The sequence below is a fragment of the Actinomyces oris genome (assembly GCF_006546825.1).
Lineage (GTDB): Bacteria > Actinomycetota > Actinomycetes > Actinomycetales > Actinomycetaceae > Actinomyces > Actinomyces oris.
This window is the reverse complement of sequence record NZ_VICC01000004.1, coordinates 308,289-328,115: the sequence shown is the minus strand read 5'-3', so window position 1 is coordinate 328,115 and position 19,827 is coordinate 308,289. Positions and strand designations below refer to the sequence as shown.

The 19,827-nt window shown below is 68.5% G+C and carries 16 protein-coding genes; 12 read left to right on the top strand and 4 right to left on the bottom strand.

What is annotated here, in order from left to right; translation table 11 throughout:
- Positions 1-567 precede the first annotated feature (567 nt).
- From FK267_RS05690 to FK267_RS05655, 8 genes are all read left to right on the top strand, one after another.
- Complete coding sequence (locus FK267_RS05690) at positions 568-1,779, top strand: ROK family transcriptional regulator (RefSeq protein WP_232622530.1); 1,212 nt, start codon at positions 568-570, stop codon at positions 1,777-1,779.
- Between the two features lie 97 nt (positions 1,780-1,876).
- A complete protein-coding gene (gene gnpA, locus FK267_RS05685; protein ID WP_141406587.1) occupies positions 1,877-4,087 on the top strand; it encodes a 1,3-beta-galactosyl-N-acetylhexosamine phosphorylase in 2,211 nt (736 codons plus the stop codon).
- 142 nt (positions 4,088-4,229) lie between these two features.
- Complete coding sequence (locus tag FK267_RS05680; RefSeq protein ID WP_083303154.1) at positions 4,230-5,522, top strand: type 2 periplasmic-binding domain-containing protein; 1,293 nt, start codon at positions 4,230-4,232, stop codon at positions 5,520-5,522.
- A 66-nt stretch (positions 5,523-5,588) separates the two neighbouring features.
- The gene (locus FK267_RS05675) at positions 5,589-6,542 is read left to right on the top strand and encodes a carbohydrate ABC transporter permease (RefSeq protein WP_003787199.1); all 954 of its coding nucleotides are present in this window, start codon (positions 5,589-5,591) and stop codon (positions 6,540-6,542) included.
- Complete coding sequence (locus FK267_RS05670; protein WP_141406586.1) at positions 6,539-7,402, top strand: carbohydrate ABC transporter permease; 864 nt, start codon at positions 6,539-6,541, stop codon at positions 7,400-7,402. Before FK267_RS05675 ends, FK267_RS05670 begins: the two co-directional genes overlap by 4 nt.
- Before the next feature lie 88 nt (positions 7,403-7,490).
- On the top strand, positions 7,491-8,909 hold the full coding sequence (locus tag FK267_RS05665) for a phosphoglucomutase/phosphomannomutase family protein (RefSeq protein ID WP_003787203.1): 1,419 nt from the start codon (positions 7,491-7,493) through the stop codon (positions 8,907-8,909).
- Positions 8,910-8,931: 22 nt separating this feature from the next.
- Positions 8,932-9,774: a nucleotidyltransferase family protein gene (locus tag FK267_RS05660; protein ID WP_020991768.1), complete on the top strand. Its 843-nt coding sequence runs from the start codon at positions 8,932-8,934 to the stop codon at positions 9,772-9,774.
- Positions 9,771-11,036, top strand: coding sequence for a galactokinase family protein (locus FK267_RS05655; protein WP_249039339.1), 1,266 nt, complete (start codon positions 9,771-9,773; stop codon positions 11,034-11,036). Before FK267_RS05660 ends, FK267_RS05655 begins: the two co-directional genes overlap by 4 nt.
- Before the next feature lie 19 nt (positions 11,037-11,055).
- Here FK267_RS05655 and FK267_RS05650 read toward each other — a convergent pair whose 3' ends face one another.
- Entirely contained in the window at positions 11,056-12,399 is a 1,344-nt protein-coding gene (locus FK267_RS05650) for an arginine deiminase (RefSeq protein ID WP_141406585.1), read from the bottom strand.
- 195 nt (positions 12,400-12,594) lie between these two features.
- Here FK267_RS05650 and FK267_RS05645 point away from each other — a divergent pair, with 195 nt between their 5' ends.
- The 4 genes from FK267_RS05645 (at position 12,595) to FK267_RS05630 (ending at position 15,927) form a co-directional block, all read left to right on the top strand.
- Positions 12,595-12,789, top strand: coding sequence for a hypothetical protein (locus FK267_RS05645; protein ID WP_101585841.1), 195 nt, complete (start codon positions 12,595-12,597; stop codon positions 12,787-12,789).
- A gap of 525 nt (positions 12,790-13,314) precedes the next feature.
- Positions 13,315-14,118, top strand: coding sequence for a sensor histidine kinase (locus FK267_RS05640; RefSeq protein ID WP_232622528.1), 804 nt, complete (start codon positions 13,315-13,317; stop codon positions 14,116-14,118).
- On the top strand, positions 14,111-14,782 hold the full coding sequence (locus FK267_RS05635) for a response regulator (protein ID WP_003787214.1): 672 nt from the start codon (positions 14,111-14,113) through the stop codon (positions 14,780-14,782). Before FK267_RS05640 ends, FK267_RS05635 begins: the two co-directional genes overlap by 8 nt.
- Before the next feature lie 65 nt (positions 14,783-14,847).
- Positions 14,848-15,927: a 1,4-dihydroxy-2-naphthoyl-CoA synthase gene (locus FK267_RS05630; RefSeq protein ID WP_141406583.1), complete on the top strand. Its 1,080-nt coding sequence runs from the start codon at positions 14,848-14,850 to the stop codon at positions 15,925-15,927.
- Between the two features lie 384 nt (positions 15,928-16,311).
- On the opposite strand, the gene FK267_RS05625 is transcribed toward FK267_RS05630, so the two are convergent.
- Genes FK267_RS05625 through FK267_RS05615 form a run of 3 tightly spaced genes read right to left on the bottom strand, consistent with a single transcriptional unit; the run spans position 16,312 to position 19,628 of the window.
- Positions 16,312-17,253, bottom strand: a complete 942-nt coding sequence (locus FK267_RS05625) for an anti-sigma factor (RefSeq protein ID WP_075378498.1) — start codon at positions 17,251-17,253, stop codon at positions 16,312-16,314.
- Positions 17,250-17,882, bottom strand: a complete 633-nt coding sequence (locus FK267_RS05620; protein WP_081379346.1) for a sigma-70 family RNA polymerase sigma factor — start codon at positions 17,880-17,882, stop codon at positions 17,250-17,252. Before FK267_RS05620 ends, FK267_RS05625 begins: the two co-directional genes overlap by 4 nt.
- A 39-nt stretch (positions 17,883-17,921) precedes the next feature.
- The gene (locus FK267_RS05615) at positions 17,922-19,628 is read right to left on the bottom strand and encodes a cytochrome c biogenesis protein CcdA (protein ID WP_075378497.1); all 1,707 of its coding nucleotides are present in this window, start codon (positions 19,626-19,628) and stop codon (positions 17,922-17,924) included.
- Between the last annotated feature and the right edge of the window lie 199 nt (positions 19,629-19,827).

The following is a 19,827-nucleotide window of genomic DNA, read 5'->3' as shown; positions in this document are numbered from 1 at the left end:
ACGACGACGGCAAGCCCGTCTTATGGTCCTGCGCAGTGTTCGAGTGGTCAATTTGAGTAGGCGCAGAATCCCGCGAATTCAGGGGACTTCAGGCCTTGACACGCCCGCGGGCGTGCCCGGCGCCACGGCCGCAGAACGGGGCAGGACCCACCCGCCGCACACAGCCGGACACCGCGGTCCACGAGCATCGAGAATGCTTGAAATCATCACGAACATCGAGTCTTCCCCAGAGTCCCACAAAGCACGCACCCAACGGCAACACATAACCAACAACGTCCATACACGCAACTGGAAGTCCGCAGAGCCTTAAAGTGTGACAATAGTCATATTTGCTTCGCAGGCTTACTCCACCCCTCAGCGGAACAAACATGGCGCGCATCCAAACCCACTCCCCTCTCGCCTGGAATCACTACGCTGAGGGACACGCCCGCGGTCCGCAGGACCAACCGGGCACCGACGGAGGAGGAGACTGCCGTGCCGGCTGCAGGATGGATCCCGGCGGACGGACCGGATCTCTGGGGACCCCTCGGAGGCCCGGGCGCGCACAGACCCAAGGCCCACGCCGACGTGCGCATCTCGAACATGTCCCTCATCCTGCGTCACCTTCAGACGAGTCCCGCTCTGTCGCGCACGCGCCTGGCCCGTGAGACGGGGCTGTCCAAGGCGACGGTCTCAACCCTGGTGGCCGACCTGTGCTCCCGGGGGCTGCTCATCGAGGAGGAGCCGGACCTGTCGGGCAACGTCGGCAGACCGAGCACGGGCCTGCGCACGGCTCCACGCACGGCGGCCGGCATCGGCCTGGAGATCAGTGGCGCCTCACTGCTGCTGTCCATCACGGACCTGACCGGAGAGGTCGTCGCGCGCCGCTGCGAGCTCGTCGACGACGCCGGACACCGCCCCGAGACGATGATCGAGCACGTGGCGGCCATGCTGTCCCAGGCCCTGGAGCAGCTGAGGCGGCAGGGGACGACGGTTCCGGGAATCGTCCTGGCCCAGCCCGGGATCATCGACTACGCCGACAACACCGTGCGCTACTCCTCCACCCTGGAGTGGCACGACGTCGCCGTGGCGGCCCGGGTCCGCGACGCAGTCGCCCGCCGCATCGGCCCCGGCCGGAGCGTCCCCACCATCACACTGGAGAACGACGCCAAGCTCGCTGCACTGGCCACCTATGAGCGCTACGCGCAGGACGGGGTGCGCAACCTGCTCTATCTGTCGGGAGGTGAGGGGATCGGCGCCGGCATCATCTCCGACGGCCACCTCCTGCGCGGCTGGCTGGGCCTGACCGGCGAGGTTGGCCACATGCCCGTGGAGCCCGAGGGCCTGGAGTGCCGCTGCGGGCGGCGCGGCTGCTGGGAGACCCGCTCCGGACTGCAGGCCCTGACCTCGATCTACCCGCCGGGCGACGCGGTGCGCGATGAGACCACCTCCCTGGATGAGCGCATCGAGTTCCTGCGCCGGCGCTTCGACGCCGGAGATGCCGAGCTCACCCGGAGGCTGAAGCTCTCCCAGCGGGCGCTCGCGCGCGCCCTGGCGATCCTGACGGACGTCCTCAACCCCGAGGTGATCGTACTGTCGGGGTACCTGGCCGCCTTCGCCGACGTGTTCATCTCCCCCACTGCCTCCGCCCTGCAGGACCGGCTGCTGGACCAGCGCGCCGCCGTGAGGCTGGAGACCTCCCACCTGGGCCAATGGGCCTCGTCGTACGGGGCGGCCCTGGTGGCGCTGGAGTCCGTGCTCGACAACCCCACCCTGGTCGATCTCAGGCCCGCCTCCTAGCCACCACCAGGCATATCGACCGCCTCGCCAGTAGCGGACGGGAGCCGCATGCTGTAGTTTGTTCGGAGTTCAGACTATTCAGCCCGAAGGAGTGCTGATGTCTCTTCAGACCCAGCCCGCGGCGCCGCTCCCCTCTCAGGCGGGGGGACGCCTCACCCTGCCGATCCAGACCGGCATGGATGAGGAGGTCCGCCGCCTCATCGCCCGCCTGGGCGCCGACGCCGTGCGGAACTCCGACGGCACCGAGCTGCCCGGCATCGTCTCGGAGCTGGCCACCAAGGTCTACTCGACCTACTTCGTGGGCCGCGGCGACAACGCCTGGGCCGACGCCCACCCCGATGAGGCCACGCGCATCTTCCTCATGTCCGACAGGGTCGCCGCCACTGCCGATGGCCCCGTGAGCATCGACCTGCTGGCCTCCTGGTTCGCCGACCAAGTCCGCCCCGACACCGGCTGCGACGTGACGCGCTGGTGGCAGGCCCACGACCGCACCACCGGTGAGGAGCTGCCCACCTCCGCGTGGAGCATCGAGGCCGACGGGCGCACGGTGACCGTGCACGAGGCCCTCGCCGGGCACGTCTACACCGTCAGCTTCCTGGCGGTCCAGACCTGGGACCCGACCCAGATGTACAACTACCTCACCAACGGCTGGGACGAGGACCCCACGCGCGTCAAGGAGAAGCCCTTCGACGTGCGCCACGAGGCCACGTGGTCGCACGTGCGCACCCACCTGGGCGCCTGGCTCACTGAGCACCCCGAGGTGGACGTGGTCCGCTTCACCACCTTCTTCTACCACTTCACCCTCGTCTACGGCGCCGACGCCACCGAGCGCTTCGTCGACTGGTTCGGCTACTCCGCCTCGGTGAGTGTCCCCGCCCTGGAGGCCTTCGAGGAGGAGTACGGCTACCGCCTGACCGCCGAGGACTTCGTCGACTCCGGCTACTACAACTCCCCCTTCCGGGTTCCCACCCGTGCCTTCCGCGACTGGATCGACTTCCAGCAGCGCTTCGTGTGCTCCCGGGTGCGCGAGCTGACCGACGCCGTCCACGCCCAGGGTAAGGAGGCGATGATGTTCCTGGGTGACAACTGGATCGGCACCGAGCCCTACGGCGAGCACTTCGCCAGCACCGGCCTGGACGCCGTCGTCGGCTCGGTCGGATCCGGGGCGACCTGCCGGATGATCGCCGACATCCCGCACGTGCGCTACACCGAGGGTCGGTTCCTGCCGTACTTCTTCCCCGATGTCTTCCACCCGGGGGGCGATCCCGTCTCCGAGGCCAACCGCAGCTGGCTGGAGGCCCGGCGCGCCATCGTGCGCTCCCCCCTGGACCGGATCGGCTACGGCGGCTACCTGTCCCTGGCCGTGGAGCACCCCGACTTCATCGACCGCGTCGAGCAGATCGTCGCGGAGTTCCGCTCCATCCACGAGCGCTCCGCGGGGCGGCGGCCGCTGACCCCCGGCTTCAAGGTCGCGGTCGTCAACTCCTGGGGCCGCCTGCGCTCCTGGATGACGCACATGGTCGCGCACGCGCTGTGGTACCGCCAGACCTACACCTACCTGGGGGTCCTCGAGGCGCTGTCGGGCCTGCCGGTGGACGTGGAGTTCCTGTCCTTCGACGACGTGCGCGCCGGCCTGGCCCCGGACGTGAAGGTCCTCATCTGCGCCGGCGCCGAGGGCACCGCCTTCTCCGGGGGCGAGCAGTGGGCGGATGCCGAGCTGGTGGCCGCGGTCAGCTCCTTCGTGGCCGGCGGCGGCGGCCTCATCGGGGTGGGGGCTCCCAGCGCCCACCCCGCCCACGGGGTCACCTTCCAGCTCGCCGACGTCCTGGGCGTCGACCGGGAGATCGGCTGGGGCCTGAGCACACGCCGTCGGCCTCCCGAGGTGCAGGAGCACTTCATCACCCAGGACCTGACCGGCGGCCTCGACGACGGCGAGGGGACCCCCGACATCGTCGTCACCAGTCCCGCCACCCGGGTTCTCGACGCCGAGGACGGCCAGGTCCGCCTCGCGGTCCACGAGCCGGGTCGGGGCCGGGCGGTGTACGCCACGGGCCTGCCGTACAGCGCCCAGAACTCCCGGCTGCTGCACCGGGCCGTCTTCTGGGCCGCGGGCCGCCAGGAGGAGTTCTCCCAGTGGGCCGCCCTCGACCCCAGGGTGGAGGTGGCCGCCTACCCCGACGGCCGCACCACCCTCGTCATCAACAACTCCCTGGAGCCCGTCACCACGACGGTGCCAACCCCCCAGGGCCCCCGGACGGTCCGTCTGGAGGAAGGAGGGCACCAGTGGCTCACCGCTGCCTCGCAGTGAGCACCCCCGTTCCATATCCACTCTCCGCTCTCGGGCGCGCACCGGCACCAACAGCATCGACGACTCCGCGTCACCGCTCCGCCGCGCCCCCACTCCTTCCGGCAGACGCCGGGCCTTTTCAATGACGAAGAAGGAAACTCCCATGAAGAAACACGCACTGGCCGCCTCGCTGCTCGCCTTCGCGATGCTCACCGCCGGATGCTCGGCCACGACCGGCTCATCCGGCTCGGCCTCCTCCGGCGGCGTCATCCGCTACCTGCACCGCCTGCCCGATGGCGAGGGGATGACGAAGGTCAACGACATCGTGGCCCGCTGGAACGCCGCGCACCCCGACATGAAGGTCGAGGCCACCAAGTTCGACGGCAAGGCCGCGGACATGAACGTCAAGCTGGAGAACGACGTCAAGGCCGGGACCGGCCCCTGCCTGGCCCAGGTCGGCTACGCCGAGATCCCCAAGCTCTACGCCTCCGGCCTGCTCACCGACGTCTCCGCCCAGGCCGAGAAGTACAAGGAGCACTTCTCCGAGGGGTCGATGTCGCTGATGACCGTGGGCAAGACCGTCGTTGGCCTGCCGCAGGACTCCGGCCCACTGGTCTACTTCTACAACAAGGCCGCCTTCGACCAGCTCGGGCTGAAGGTGCCCACGACGAGCGCCGAACTGGCCGAGGTCGCCAAGAAGGCGGCCGAGCAGGGCAAGTACGCCCTGGCCTTCGAGCCCGACGAGGCCCCCAACACCCTGGCGGGCCAGGCAGCCGCGGCCAATGCCCAGTGGTTCAGCGCTGAGAACGACAAGTGGAAGGTCAACGTCTCCAGCCCCGAGACCGCCAAGGTCTCCTCCTTCTGGCAGGGGGTCCTGGACTCCAAGTCGGCCCTCGTGGCCAACCGCTGGGACGACTCCTTCGGCAAGGCGCTGGTCGACCAGCAGCTCATCGGCACCATCGGGGCCGCCTGGGAGGGCGCGCTCCTGGCCGACACCATGAAGGACTCCCCCAATGCCGGGTCCTGGGCGGTCGCCCAGCTGCCCGCCTTCGGTGACAAGGCCATGTCCGGTCCCGACGGCGGCTCGGGCGTGGCCGTCCTCAAGGGCTGCTCCAACCCCGAGGGAGCCATGGCCTTCAACGACTGGTTCAACACCCAGGTCGACGACCTGGCCACCCAGGGACTGGTCCTGACCGCGAAGGCCCCGGTGAAGACCCCGCAGACCATCTCCACCTTCTTCGGAGGCCAGGACGTCTACGCCGAGTTCACCAAGGCCAATGCGGCCGTGAACTCCAAGTTCGGCTTCATGCCGACCTGGCCCTCCCTGGCCGACCCCATGACCAAGGCCGCCGAGGCGGCCGGGAAGGGGACCGGCAAGGTCGATGAGATCTTCCAGGCGGCCCAGAAGACCTCGGTCAGCTCCCTGAAGGACGCCAACCTGCCCGTCGCCGAGTAGGCGATCGAGCACAGCCCACCGGCAGACACAGGCAGCCACCGGCACCACGATCGAAGTGAGAGCATCATGAGCACGACGACAACGACCACGGGCGCATCCGCCATCCGCACCACCTCGCTGCGAAAGCGCAGGGAGGCCCGGGCGGGCATCGGGTTCGTGGCCCCGTTCCTGGCCATGTTCGCCGTCGTCTTCCTCATTCCGATCGTGGTGTCGGTCTACCGGTCCTTCTTCCGCGACGTCGCCTCCGGCTCGGACCTCTACGGCGGCGGGGAGAAGGTGAGCACCTTCGTGGGCCTGGACAACTACGTCCAGGCGGCGGGACAGCCCGCCTTCTGGAAGGGACTGGGGCGGGTCCTGCTGTTCGGCGTGGTCCAGGTCCCGGTCATGATCCTGGCGGCCCTCGCCCTGGCACTGGTGCTCGACTCCCTCCTGGTCAAGCGGGTGACGGTCTTCCGCCTGGGCTTCTTCCTGCCCTACGCGATCCCCGGGATCGTGGCCGCGATCATGTGGCTCTACATGTACAACCCCAGCTTCTCCCCCATCAATGAGCTGCTGGGACTGGTGGGTCTCAAGGTCGACTTCTTCGGTCGCAGCATCATCCTGTGGTCGATGGCCAACATCACGACGTGGACCTTCACCGGGTACAACATGCTCATCTTCCTGGCGGCGCTGCAGTCCGTGCCCCGCGAGCTCTACGAGGCCGCCCGCATCGACGGGGCCACCGGCTGGCAGATCGTCCGGCGTATCAAGATCCCCATGGTTCGTTCCGCCTCGCTGCTGGCGGTCCTGCTCTCCATCATCGGGACGGTGCAGCTGTTCAACGAACCCACTGTTCTCTACAGCCAGAACCAGTGGATGGGGCTGGACTACACGCCAATGATGATGGCCTACAACTCGATGACCGGTGCGCTCTCACCGTCCGGCTCGGGGCCGGCCTCGGCGATCTCCGTCCTCATCGCCCTGGTGGCCGGCGTCCTGGCCGCCCTCTACGCCCTCGTGCAGAACAGGATCGACAAGTGAAGCCCACCGACACTCCTCGCTCGCTGCGCCCGTCGGTGCCCGCACGGGCCGTGACCATCGCGGTCCTGGTCATCGTCCTGGCCTACATGCTCGGCCCGGTCTACTGGCTCATCATCTCCTCCACCAAGTCCAACTCCGACCTGCTGACCACCTCCGGGTGGTGGTTCTCCGGACGCAACAGCTTCTCCACCAACTACAGCGCGCTCATGAGCTGGACCCAGGGGCTCTTCTGGCGCTGGATCCTCAACTCCCTGATCTACTCGAGCGTCGCCGGGGTGCTGGGCACACTCCTGTCGGTGGCCGCCGGCTACGGCCTGGCGAAGTTCGAGTTCGCGGGCAGGGGCGCCGTCCAGGTCGTCATCCTCTCCGGCCTGCTCATGCCCATCGCGCTGCTGACCATCCCGCTGTACCTGGTCCTCGACGCCGTGCACCTGACCAACACCGTCTGGTCGATCATCCTGCCGTGCTCGGTCAGCCCCTTCGGGGTCTTCCTGGGCCGCGTCTACGCCGACTCCTCGGTGCCCAACGAGATCATCGACTCCGCCCGCATCGACGGGGCCAGCGAGATCCGTATCTTCTTCACCATCGTGCTGCGGCTGCTCGCACCGGCGATGGTGACCATCTTCCTGTTCATCTTCGTGGCCACCTGGAACAACTTCTTCCTGCCGCTGATGACCATCAACTCCGCCGAGCTCAAGCCCGTCACCCTGGGGCTCTACGGCATGTCGACCTACTTCAACCCCCAGTACGGGGCGCTCCTCCAGGGCACTCTCCTGGGCGTCATCCCCCTGATCGTGCTGTTCCTGGGCCTGCAGCGCTTCTGGCAGTCCGGTCTGGCGGCCGGCGCCGTCAAGGGCTGAGCCCCTCCCCCAGCGCCTCTCCCTCACCACACCCCTATCCACCTCGCCGCCCCGTTCCGGGCAACGGCGCCTCCGCAGAGGAACCCCCATGATCCACTTCGGCACCGGCGGCTGGAGAGCCGTGATCGGCGATGAGTTCACCCGCGCCAATGTCAGGCTCCTGACCCAGGGGCTGGCCAACCGCATCCTGAAGGAGGGCACGGCCGAGCAGGGCGTCGTCATCGGCTACGACCGGCGCTTCCTGTCCGATACCGCCGCCTGGTGGGCCATTGAGGTGCTCGTCGGCAACGGCATCCGGGTCACCCTCATCGACCGCCCCTCCCCGACCCCCACCACCATGTGGACGGTGCGCCGCCTGGGGGCCGCCTACGGGATGGCCGTGACCGCCTCCCACAACCCGGCCCTGTACAACGGCATCAAGATCTTCCTGCCCGGCGGCCGCGACGCCAACCTGGCGGTCACCGACGAGCTCACCGCATCCCTGCACGGCCTGACCGACGCGGACGTGCGCAGCGTCGAGCCTCATGAGGCCCGCTCCAGCGAGTTCGTCACCATCCAGCGCTCCATCAACTGGTACCTGGACGCCATCATCGACAAGCTCGACACCGAGACCATCCGCCACGCCCACATGCACATCGTGCTGGACCCGATGTTCGGGGTCTCCGAGACGAGCCTGCAGACGATCCTGCTGACCGCCCGCTGCCAGGTGGACGTCATCCACGACCGCCACGACCCTCTCTTCGGGGGCCGCATGCCCTCACCCACTGAGGGGACCGTCACCACCCTGCGCAACGCCGTCGTCGAGTCCGGCGCGGACCTGGGCATCGCCACCGACGGGGACGCGGACCGCCTGGGCATCATCGATGACACCGGCGCCTACCTCACCCCCAACCAGGTCCTGGTCCTGCTCTACGACTACCTGCTGACCCGCAAGGGGTGGAGCGGTCCGGCTGTGCGCAACATGTCCACCACTCACCTGCTGGACCGGGTCGCGGCCGCCCACGGGCAGGTCTGCTACGAGGTGCCCGTGGGCTTCAAGTGGATCAGCGCCAAGATGGCCGAGACCGGGGCCGTCATCGGGGGCGAGTCCTCCGGGGGCTTGACCGTGCGCGGTCACATCCCCGGCAAGGACGGGGTCTACGCCGGCTCGCTACTGGTGGAGGCGGTGGCGGCCTCGGGCAAGCGGCTCTCCGAGCTCTACGCCGACATCGTGGCCCGGTACGGTGAGCTCGTCATGGTGGAGAACGCCTACGGCTTCACCTCCGAGCGGCGCACCGAGCTTGAGGAGCGCATCTTCGGGGCTCACGACCTGCCCGACTTCACCCACGATGTCGAGCGCGTCTCGTGGGAGGACGGCTGCAAGGTCTACTTCACCTGCGGCGGCTGGGTGACGATCCGCTTCTCGGGGACCGAGCCGCTCCTGCGGGTCTTCGCCGAGATGCCCACCGGTGACGAGGCCCGGGCCACCGCGGCCGCCGTCGCGAGCCACTACGGCCTGGATGCCTGAGACGGGTAGGAGGAAGGAACCCATGACAGACGCGATCACTGAGACGGTGGACGGCGCGGCGGAGCGCACCCGTGTCGCCGTCGTCCTGGCCAGGGGCCTGGGCACACGCATGCGGGCGAGCAGCCCGGCCGGCTCCGGCCTGACCTCTCAGCAGGCCACGGCCGCGGCCAGCGGCTACAAGGCCCTCATGCCCATCGGCGAGCACCGGCTCATCGACTACAGCCTTTCGGCCCTGGTCGACGCCGGGATCGAGCGGGCCGTCCTGGTCGTGGGGCCCGAGCACGAGGACTTCCGCCGCCACATCGACTCCCTGGAGCTCACCCGGCTCACGATCGACCTGGCCGTCCAGGTCAACCCCTTGGGGACGGCCGACGCCGTCCTGTCCGCCGAGGCCGCCGTAGGCGGGGAGCCCTTCCTCATGGTCAACGGGGACAACTACTACCCCCGTCAGGTGCTGCGCGACCTGGCCCGCCACCGGGGCAACGCCCTGGCAGGCTTCGACCGCGCCGCCCTGGTGGCCGAGTCCAACATCCCCGCCGAGCGGATCGCCGCCTTCGCCCTCGTGCGCGCCCGCGACGGGGCGCTGGAGGAGATCGTGGAGAAGCCCTCAGCGGAGGTGGTTCGGGCCGCCGGGCCCCACGCCCCGGTGTCAATGAACGCCTTCCGGTTCACCCCGGAGATCTTCGCCGCCTGCCGCCGCATCACCCCCTCGCCGCGCGGGGAGCTGGAGATCGTCGACGCCGTGCGCGCCCTGCCCGGTCCGGTCTCGGTCCTCCCTGTGACCGGCGGGGTCCTGGACCTGTCGCGGCGTGAGGACATCGCCGAAGTCGAGGCCCGCCTGTCCGGGACGGCGGTGTCGCTGTGAGCCAGGAGACGCACGGGGCGTTGAGTGAGGCGCCCGAGGAGACCGCCTGGCGGGTGCCCGGGCGCGTCGAGGTGCTGGGCAAGCACACCGACTACGCCGGCGGCTCGGTCCTGGTCGGTGCCGTCGACCGGGCGATCACGGCTCGGGCGCGTCGCGTGGCGGGGCCGCCGGGGTCCCTGACCGCCACCACGGACTACGGCGATCCGGTGACCCTGCGCGCCGGGGTGGACCCGGGCCTGGAGCCGGGCCACTGGGGCCGCTACCTTCAGACCGTGCTGGACCGCCTCACCCTCAACTTCGGGGCGGGCGCCGCGGCCCACCTGTCCCTCTCCTCGGACCTGCCGCCGGCCTCCGGGATGAGCTCGTCCTCCGCACTGGTGTGCGCCACGGCCCTGGCCCTGGCCTCCCTCAACGGCTGGGACGAGGATCCCCGGTGGGTCGAGTCGATGCCCGACCGGCTGTCCCTGGCCGGATACCTCGCCGCCGTGGAGGGCGGACGGGCGTGGCGGGACCTGCCGGGGACCAGAGGGGTGGGCACCCGCGGCGGGAGCGAGGACCACACCGGCATGCTGTGCGGCGCCCAGGACCGGCTGCTCCTGGCCGGATTCGACCCGATGCGCATCGATCAGACCATCTCCTTCCCCACCCAGTGGGCGCTCGTCGTCGGTGTGAGCGGGGTGCTGGCCCACAAGACGGGTGCGGCCCTGGAGGACTACAACCGCGGGCCGAGCACCGTCCAGGCGGTGCTGGCCAGGTGGAATGAGACCACCGGACGCACTGACGCCTCCATGGCCGGTGCGGTCAGGCACCTGGTCGGGGAGGCCACCGGCGAGCAGGCGGCCGGCGACCCGGCCCTGAAGGAGCTGCTGGGGCTGTGCGAGCCCGGCTACGAGAGGCAGCGCATCGAGCAGTTCCTCATCGAGTCCCTCGTCCTGGTTCCCGCCGGTGCCCGGATGATCGCTGCGGCCGACCCGGGTGTGGGTGAGGTCCTCCGGCGCTCCCAGGAGCTGGCCGACCGCGGCCTGGGCAACCAGGTGCCGCAGACCCGGCTCATGGTGTCGTTGGCCCGCCAGGCAGGCGCCATTGGCGCCTCCTCCTTCGGCGCCGGGTGGGGCGGGTCGGTGTACGCCCTGGTGCGGGCCGATGAGGCCGAGGCCTTCGCCGCGCAGTGGATCGAGGCCTACCGGGACCGCAAGCCGGGCGCGGAGCAGGCCGCGGTGATCGTTACCAGGCCGGGGCCGGGGGCCTGCCGGCTGCTCTGAGCGCCCTGACCGGCCGGTCTCACACCGCGTCGCGGGTGACGGGGCAGGTCATGCAGTGCGAGCCGCCGCGGCCGCGCACGAGCTCGACGCCGGGGGTCTCGACGACCTCGATGCCGGCCTTGCGCAGGGCGTCGTTGGCGCGCTGGTTGTGGGCGTAGCCGATGACGCGCCCGGGGGCCAGGGCCACGACGTTGCAGGAGTCCCGGGCGAGCTCGCGCAGGGCCTCGGCCTCGTCGGAGGCGCCGGGGCTGATGACACGGAAGGAGTCGATGCCGGCGGCGCGGGCGAGGACCGCATCCATCTGAGAGCCCTCGTGGACCGTCACCTGGAGGGAGCGTCCAGCCGCTGCGGGCTCGATCTCCACAGTGGTGACCTCGGTGAAGCCGGGGAAGCGCAGGTAGGTGTCGGGGCTGACCATCGTCATGAGGGTGTCCAGGTGCATGACGGCCTCGAGCTGGGTGTAGAAGGCGGCGTCGGGCATGTGGACGCCGACGACCCGGTCGGCCACGCCGGAGGCGAAGAGCTGGGAGGCCAGGCGCTCCACGCCGGCGGCGGTGGAACGGTGGGTCAGGCCCATGACGAGGGTCCGGTTGCCCAGGATCTGGAAGTCGCCGCCCTCGATGGTTGAGGCGGCCGAGACCCGCCCCACCTCGCGCCACAGGCGGGCCTCCGGGCCATCGGAGCCGGCGAACTCGGCCAGACGTGGACCGAAGGCCGGGTGGTGGCGGTAGACGGCCTCGTAGCCAATGGCCTCACGACGGCGCGGCTCCAGGGCCATGGAGTTGACCGAGACCCCGCCGTAGAGCCAGGCCGACGCGTCGCGGGTGAAGAGCAGGTTGGGTAGCGGAGTGACGACGAACGGCCCCTCCAGGGTGGACAGGTAGGTGGAGGAGAACAGGTCGCGCCCCTCGGAAGAGCTGAGGCGCTCGCGCAGCTCGCTGCGGGTGATGCCGCCCAGGAGCACCTCGGCGAGGTCGGCGTCGGGCAGGGACTGGAAGTAGTCGATGAGCAGCTCGGAGGCGGAGACGCCGACGACGTCGGGGCCGACGGCCTCGTCCAGGACCAGCCGGCGGGCTTCGGGGACGGCCAGGACCTCGGTGAACAGCTCGCGGAAGTCGTGGACGATGACGCCCTCGGAGCGCAGGATCGCAGTGAAGGCGTCGTGCTCGGCCTGGGCCCGGGGGATGTTGAGGGCGTCGTCGAAGAGCAGGGAGTCGGCGTTGATGGGGGTCAGGCGGGCGATCTCCCCGCCGGGACGGTGGACGATCACCTCGCGCAGGGCGCCGGTCTCGGAGTCGATTCTCCCTCCGCCTTCGGCCACGGGAACGAAGGGACGGCTGGCGGTCGCACCGGTCTGTGTCATGGGCCCAGAGTAGTCGGAGGTCAGGGGCGTCTCAGCCCGGTCGCGAGGAATGGTCCGTGCCACCGTCGTCGCCCACCATCGGCTGGTTTTGTTGAGCGAAGAATCAACCGGCACGGCGAAGAACGCAGTTGGCGCAAACCACAGGAATGGTAAGATAAATTGTTCATAACACCCCCTGAGACAGGAGTTCCCTTCATGAAATCTGTTGTCCGCATCTCCCTTGTCGCCCTCCTCATGGCGGGCTTCGCGGCGCCGGCCAGCGCCGCGCCGGCCACCGCCCCCGCCCGCCACGACGACTCAGCGAGCGTCTTCGGGAAGCCCTACTACGACTGGTGCGTCTTCCCACCCTCCCTCTGGTGCGACCGAAAGAACAACCGCTGGTTCTCCTGAGAAACATCTCCGCTGCCACCCCTAAGCCCATCCCTTAGAGGTGGCAGCTTTTTCCAGTGCCGAGCATCTGAGATAGAACAGATTCCGACCACAGTTTCAGCACTCACCTCAAGGACCATGCAGAACAGCAGTTTTCTCTCGCGACTCTGGATACGACACCAGAGGTATTTGCCGCACCTGAGGCGAGCCACGCTCATTTCATTCATTATCCCCCTAATTCTCCTAGACACCTACACTTATCTCACAACTAGAGAAAATATAGGCCCGATTTTTCTCGGGGAACTATTTCAGATACTCTCATTCCTTCCGTACGTCTACGCAAAAGACCGGCGAGTCGGAGTAGCCACTTTCTCTACCGCACTCCTCACCATCTTTTCTGTTGCAGGATCACGCCTGGCATGGGCATGGATTCTTGTGTACATCATAGTCGCCGACCTCACGGTGGCCAGAAAATTCAAGCTTACTCTTATTTCACTCTCTACATTCTTTCTGGCGCAGCTCATATCTGGGCTCCCCCTCCTTCCCGTGACAGTCTGGACACTATTCTGGGGAACCCTATCCGCCTCTTTCGGGGTCCTGATCCGCAACACCAAAGACCGCCTGGAGGAGATGCAGCGGGAGGCGGAGCGTTCCAAGGAGATCGCCGCCGAGCTCATTCAGCAGCTGCGCCGCGACATCGCCGACAGCCTCCATGACGACCTGGCCGCCGACCTCACGCGCATGCTCATCATCTCCCGATCCATCAGACTCCCCCATGGCGATGACCGCGACCGCGTCCTCGACCTGCAGGACCGGACTCAGCAGGCCCTCGCCCACCTGCGCCTGCTCATTCACAACCTCGCCGTCTCCCAGGGGCCACCCAAGGAGGAGCCCACCCTTCAGGAGATCGTCGACTCCAGCGCCTCCACGCTGGCGCAGCGCGAGATCGTTCTGGATGCCGACCTCGACGGCATCCAGAGGATTCCGACGCTGCATCGTTCCGAGCTCGGCCGGCTCCTGGTCGCCTTCATCCGCGAGAACACTCTCAACGCCCTCAAGTACAACTTCCCCCGCGATCTTGTCTCCCTCGTCGTGGAGCAGGAGCAGGACACTCTTTTCATCAGCTTCAGCTCACCCTGGCATGATCAGAAGGTGCCTGAGGAGATGCACGGGGGGTACGGTTTATGGGCCCTTCAGGACCGGTTCGAGAATGCCGGGGGTTCCTTGAGCTCAAACCGGATCGGAGCCTCCTGGACCGTTCTCGCCAGTCTTCCCTGGAACGATATCGCCACACCGACCACTACTGCGAGATCCCTCATGTCGCCACCGGACGGAGCCGCTTATGCCTAGCCACACCCTGCGTTCCCTGCGAGTCCTCATCGTCGATGACGACCCGCTCATTCGCACCACCTTCGCCGAACAGCTCGACTCGCAGCGGGCCATTACCGTCGTCGCCGCCGCCTCCGGCGGACGCCAGGCCATCAGCCTGCTCATGACCGGGCAGCAGCCCATCGACGTCGTCCTGCTGGACAGCGACATGCCGGATATGGACGGAGCCCAGACCGCGAGAGCGATCTATGAGCGCTTCCCCCGGATGCCCATTGTCATGTTCACCGTCTTCAGTCGTGACGAGATGCTCGCCGAGGCCCTGGCCGAGGGCGTCAACGGCTTCATCACCAAGGACGAGAGCACCGAGAACGTCGCTGCGGCGCTGCTGCGCGCCAGCCGTGGTGAGCCCGTCATGTCCTCGCGCCCCACGAAGATGCTCGTCAGCGCCTACCAGTCCGAGCAGAAGCGCGCCACTGCGGAGGCCCGCATTCAGGAGCTGGTCAACGAGCTGCCACCCCGCCTGAGAGACATCTACACCTGTCTCCTGGAGGGACTGACCAACCGGCGCATCGCCCGCAAGCTCGGCATCTCTGAGAACACCGTGCGCATCTACGTCTCCGAGGTCCTCCACCGCCTCGGCCACACCTCGCGCACCGAGCTCATCGCCGCGGCCCTGGGGAACTAAGGGGGCTGCGACGACCGCACCGGCACCTGGGGCGGGACGAGCCTCGGCGGCCCTACGCTGAGGCCATGAACGCCACCACCGCCCACCCGTTGCCACGCCGAGTCTCAGAGATCTTCTCCCCCGACCGCTGGCGGGAGGTGTCCGGCTTTCCCCACGCCGAGGCCGGCACGGAGCCCTCCCAGCAGCAGGTGGAGGCCCTGACGGACATCACCTACCACAGGGGCTGCGTCCGAGACGAGCACGGCACCTGGCTCCGGGACCTGCCGGTGGTCCGAGTGGCATTCAACCGGCCCGAGGTCCGTAACGCCTTCCGGCCCCGCACCGTCGATGAGCTCTACCGGGTCCTGGACCACGCGCGCATGAGCGGCGACGTCGGCGCCGTCATCCTCACCGGCAACGGCCCCTCGCCGCGCGACGGCGGCTGGGCCTTCTCCTCCGGCGGCGACCAGCGCATCCGCGGCCGGGACGGCTACCGCTACGAGCGGGAGACCTCACCACAGTCCCCGACGGCCGCCGGCGAGCCCGAGGACCGCGCCTACAGCCACGAGGCCGACGTCGCCGCCGCCCAGGCCCGCCTCGACACCGCACGGGCCGGCCGACTCCACATCCTGGAGGTTCAGCGCCTCATCCGCACCATGCCCAAGGCCGTCATCGCCGCCGTCCCGGGCTGGGCCGCCGGCGGCGGTCACAGCCTCAACGTCGTGTGCGACTTGTCGCTGGCCTCGATCGAGCACGCGCGCTTCAAACAGACCGACGCCGATGTGGGCAGCTTCGACGCCGGCTACGGCTCCGCGCTCCTGGCCCGGCAGGTCGGGGACAAGCGGGCCCGCGAGATCTTCTTCCTGGCCCGCACCTACGACGCCGTCACCGCCGAGCGCTGGGGCGTCGTCAATGAGGCGGTCCCCCACGCCGAGCTCGAGGAACGAGCCCTGGAGTACGCGGCCACCGTGGCGGGCAAGTCCCCGCAGGCCATCCGCATGCTCAAGCTCGCCTTCAACCTGGCCGACGACGGCCTGGCCGGCCAGCAGGTCTTCGCCGGCGAGGCCACTCGTCTGGCCTATATGACCGACGAGGCCGTGGAGGGGCGCGATGCATTCCTCCAGCGCCGCACTCCCGACTGGTCGCCCTTCCCGTACTACTTCTGACCCGGAGCCGCCGCCACGACCACATATGAGGGAACAGGCGCGATATATCGAGGGCATTCAGAATTGCGGCGAGAATTGTGGCGAGTATCGAAATGAAGAAAACGATCTCAATGGGGATCGCACCTTCGAGATTCTCCACTGATTCCCGCCGGAGTCGGAAATAGAAGTGCGCATTGTTGTCCGCTCATCGCGGAGATGACCGCCCTCGTCGCCGGCCGCATCCGCCCGACCTCAGGAAACCGCGGAATGACGGGAAATCACCCGAGAGGTACTGACGTCCATCAGCATTGGGCTCAGTGTCTCGAGAGCGACTTTGCTGTTACATACATCACGATTCAGGTGCTCGTGTCGCCCCGGCGCACCGCGCCCCACCCCGGTCCACCGCTAGGCGGAGTCTCCGGTGGGAGTGGCCGAGGACGCAGGACTGGGCGAGCCGGTGTCGGCGCCGGACCGGCCGGCGTCCTCACTCACTCGCAGGGTGACCAGGGGCGGCGTCGTCGGCTGGGCCGATCCTCCGGCCGGCTCCATGGTGATGACGATCTGCTGACCGGGCTTGGGCATGACATCGAGGAAGGAGAAGCCGGCCCCGTCACGGGGGTCGTAGACGCCCAGTGAGGTGATCGTCTCCCCCTCCTTGAGCCAGACCTGGAGGCTGCGCCCACCGGCGGACTCCTTCATGGCGGCCGGGAGGGTCAGCGCGGTCATGCTCATGTCCCGGGACCAGGTGAGGGTCGCGACGTGCCCGTCGGGCATCGTGTCGGTGACCCGCTGGACGTCCTGGGCCTGGTTGAGGTGGGCGTAGTGCTGGGTCGACGCCATGGAGCTCGCCATGGAGTCCATGGCCTCATCGACCGCGCCCCGCACGCTCCAGCGCCCCACACCGATACCGACACCGAGCAGGACCACGGCCGCGGCCGCCCGCAGCAGGCCGGTGCGCCAGGCCGAGCGGCGACGGCGGTGCGCATCGAGACTGAGGACCTCAGAGTCCACCGAGTCGCCATCACTGTCGCCATCACTGCCACTGCCACCGTTGCTGCCGCCGACAGCGTCGCGGTCGCCGGCGTCCTCCTCCGCGGTGTCCTCAGCCTGGTCGACGCGTTCCGTCTGAGGCTCGCGCGCAATGGTCTCCAGAAGGGAGGAGCGGATCGCGGCCGGCGGGTCCACGGGCTGCAGCGAGGCACCCAGCAGGGCGGCCGCCTCCGAGTCGAGCTCGTCGTCGAAGAGCTCGACCACGTCACGCTCCTGCGCGCCGTCGAGCCCCTCGGTGCCCTGCAGATCGGCCTCACCGTTGATGGCGTCCTCGTGAGTGTCGTCGCGGTCGCTCATGACTGCACCCCCAGCTCTCGTCGTAACCGTGCCATTCCGTCCCTGATGCGGGTTTTGACCGTTCCCAGTGGCGTGCCCGTGCGGCGGGCGATCTCGCGGTGGGTCAGGCCCGTGAAGTAGGCGAGTTCAATGGTGGAGCGGTAGGGCTCCCCCACCGCCTCGAGCGCCCGGTGCACCTGCTCGCCCACGAGTCTGTCCTCGACCTGCTGGACCGTCTGGTCGACGTCGGGCATGTAGTCACGCCAGCGGCTCTCCCGCTCCCGGGAGGACTGGGAGGAGCGGACCCGGTCGATGGCCCGGCGCCTGGCCATGGTCACCAGCCAGGCCCGGACGCTGCCCCGCGCCGGGGAGTAGGAGCCGGCCGTGCGCCACACCTCGAGGAAGACCTCCTGGAGGACCTCCTCGCTCTGGGCGCGATCGACGACGATCTGGAGGATCAGCGCGAACAGCCGAGAGGACCAGGCGTCGTAGAGGCGGGCGAAGGCGTCGGCGTCACCATCGGCCACCTGCGCGATCCACTCTCCCTCCGAGCCGGCGCAACTGCTACGTGTCACAGGGGAATGGTAGGCCAGACCGCGGGTGGAGACGGTGCGCGTCCCGGTCCGCGCCTCCAGCGTCGCCAGGCTCATCGCACCGTCTCCTGAGTCATGTCCGCTCTCACCGCCGGGTCACCCGAAGGTGAAGGAGTAGAGCTGCAGTCCGGGCGAGGCCTCCAGCTCGAGCTCGCCCGATCCCACCTCCTCGCTGTGGACCAGCTCCATCCCGTTGGGCACGCCGGAGACGTGGGTGGTACGGGTCTTCCCGTTGACCGTCCAGGTCAGGTCCCCCTCGCCGGAGACGACGAGGTTGACCTGCTTACCTCGGTAGGACAGGCGCAGGCGGCCCTTGCCCTCAGTCGGGGTGATGTACTGCGGCTCCACTGTCCACGTGCCGTCCAGGGCGAAGGTGTCGGCCTGGAGCCGGGAGGGGAAGGAGAAGGTGTGCTGCCCCTTGTCGAGGGTTCCCTGGGCGAAGCCGGAGGCCCGGTCGGAGCCCAGGTAGGTCTCGGGGGTGCGGGGGCTGTTCGTGCCGGCGTCGTCCTTCGCCTCGGAGAAGACGGGGGCGGGGAGGGTCACCTTCGGGTTGGCCTGCATGAGCAGCTCACGGACGAGCTTCTCCGTGGCCGCCTCCCCGCCTTCTCCGACATGGGTCTGGCGGACGTTGCCCTGGGCATCGGCCAGGTAGTGGGCGGGCCAGTAGTGGTTGTCGAAGTTGGTCCAGGTGGTCAGGTTGGAGTCGACGGCCACGGGGTAGGTGATGCCGAGGCGCTTGACGCCGCCACGCACGTTGTCCACCTCCTTCTCGAAGGCGTACTCCGGGGAGTGGACGCCGATCACCTGCAGGCCGGAGGCGGCATAGGTCTCGTAGAGCTTCTCGATGCCGGGGACCGAGCGCTGGCAGTTGATGCACGAGTAGGCGAAGAAATCGACCAGGGTGACCTTACCGGCGCGGCTCTGCTGGGTCAGGGGCTGGTCGCCGGGCGTGTTGATCCAGGCCACTGCGCCGTCGATGGCGGGCAGGGGGCCGCAGTCACCGAGAGTGGCGGCTCCGGGACGGCAGGGGCCGGAGGAGGAGTCACCGTGGAGGAGGTCATCGGTGCGGGCCTGAAGGGAGGCGGTGTAGTCGGGCAGGCGGCGCTGGAGAGCGGCCGGGGCGTCCAGGACCAGGGCCACGGCCAGCCCGAGCATGACGACGCCGGCGGTGATGCGGATGGCGCGCTGGCGGGTGCGGAAGGCCTGAATCCTCTCCGTGATACCGCGTCCGGCCAGGGCGAAGGCCAGCAACGGGATCGCTGTGCCAACGGCGAAGGACACGGCCAGGGCGACGGTGTCGGCGCCAATCCTCCCGGTGGCTCCCGCGACAGCGACGGCCGCCAGGACCGGGCCCGCGCAGGGCACGTACGCAGCCCCCAGGACCAGGCCCAGAAGGAAGCCGTTGGAGGGGTTCTTCGAGCCGCCGAAGCGCTGGAAGCGCGCGAAGGGGCGCTCGAGGATCTCCATGACCTTCGGGACCATCATGCCCAGGCCGATCAGGGCGAGCATGACGATGCCGATCCAGCGGATGAGGTCCTGCGGCAGGTGGAGCAGGCTCAGCACGGTCGATCCGAGGAGTGTGAAGACCGTGAAACTGACCACAAGGCCGGTTACCACGAGGTAGGGGTGGAAGCGGGAGGCGAAGCCGCCGTCGCCCCCTTTGTCATCGCCGCCATCACCGCGTGCGCCCTGTGCTCCTGCGGAGAGGAGGATGACGGGGAGTACGGGAAGAACGCACGGGGAGATACCCGTGATGAGCCCTCCCAGCAGCCCGATGGCCACCAGACTCGAGACGGTTGTCACGATACTTCACCCTTTCGGTCAGTTTCTTGTTGCTAGTCTCGAAAGAGGTTCGGAGCCATCGGCAACGGGGATTGTCGAACAACCACATAGCCGTCTATGACGATCATCACTCGTGACGGGCGTCGTCGGGTTCTTCCTCGAACTCCATGGACGACGGCGTTCCGGACCCGCAAGAGCGGGCCATCCCGCTCTGACACTG

Bases quoted from the DNA above. Each gene is read 5' to 3' on its own strand.
- FK267_RS05665 (WP_003787203.1), top strand. From the start codon at position 7,491: ATGATCCACTTCGGCACCGGCGGCTGGAGAGCCGTGATCGGCGATGAG.
- FK267_RS05630 (WP_141406583.1), top strand. From the start codon at position 14,848: ATGAACGCCACCACCGCCCACCCGTTGCCACGCCGAGTCTCAGAGATC.
- FK267_RS05645 (WP_101585841.1), top strand. From the start codon at position 12,595: ATGAAATCTGTTGTCCGCATCTCCCTTGTCGCCCTCCTCATGGCGGGC.
- FK267_RS05680 (WP_083303154.1), top strand. From the start codon at position 4,230: ATGAAGAAACACGCACTGGCCGCCTCGCTGCTCGCCTTCGCGATGCTC.
- FK267_RS05635 (WP_003787214.1), top strand. From the start codon at position 14,111: ATGCCTAGCCACACCCTGCGTTCCCTGCGAGTCCTCATCGTCGATGAC.
- FK267_RS05675 (WP_003787199.1), top strand. From the start codon at position 5,589: ATGAGCACGACGACAACGACCACGGGCGCATCCGCCATCCGCACCACC.
- FK267_RS05620 (WP_081379346.1), bottom strand. From the start codon at position 17,882: ATGAGCCTGGCGACGCTGGAGGCGCGGACCGGGACGCGCACCGTCTCC.
- FK267_RS05660 (WP_020991768.1), top strand. From the start codon at position 8,932: ATGACAGACGCGATCACTGAGACGGTGGACGGCGCGGCGGAGCGCACC.
- FK267_RS05650 (WP_141406585.1), bottom strand. From the start codon at position 12,399: ATGACACAGACCGGTGCGACCGCCAGCCGTCCCTTCGTTCCCGTGGCC.
- FK267_RS05625 (WP_075378498.1), bottom strand. From the start codon at position 17,253: ATGAGCGACCGCGACGACACTCACGAGGACGCCATCAACGGTGAGGCC.
- gnpA (WP_141406587.1), top strand. From the start codon at position 1,877: ATGTCTCTTCAGACCCAGCCCGCGGCGCCGCTCCCCTCTCAGGCGGGG.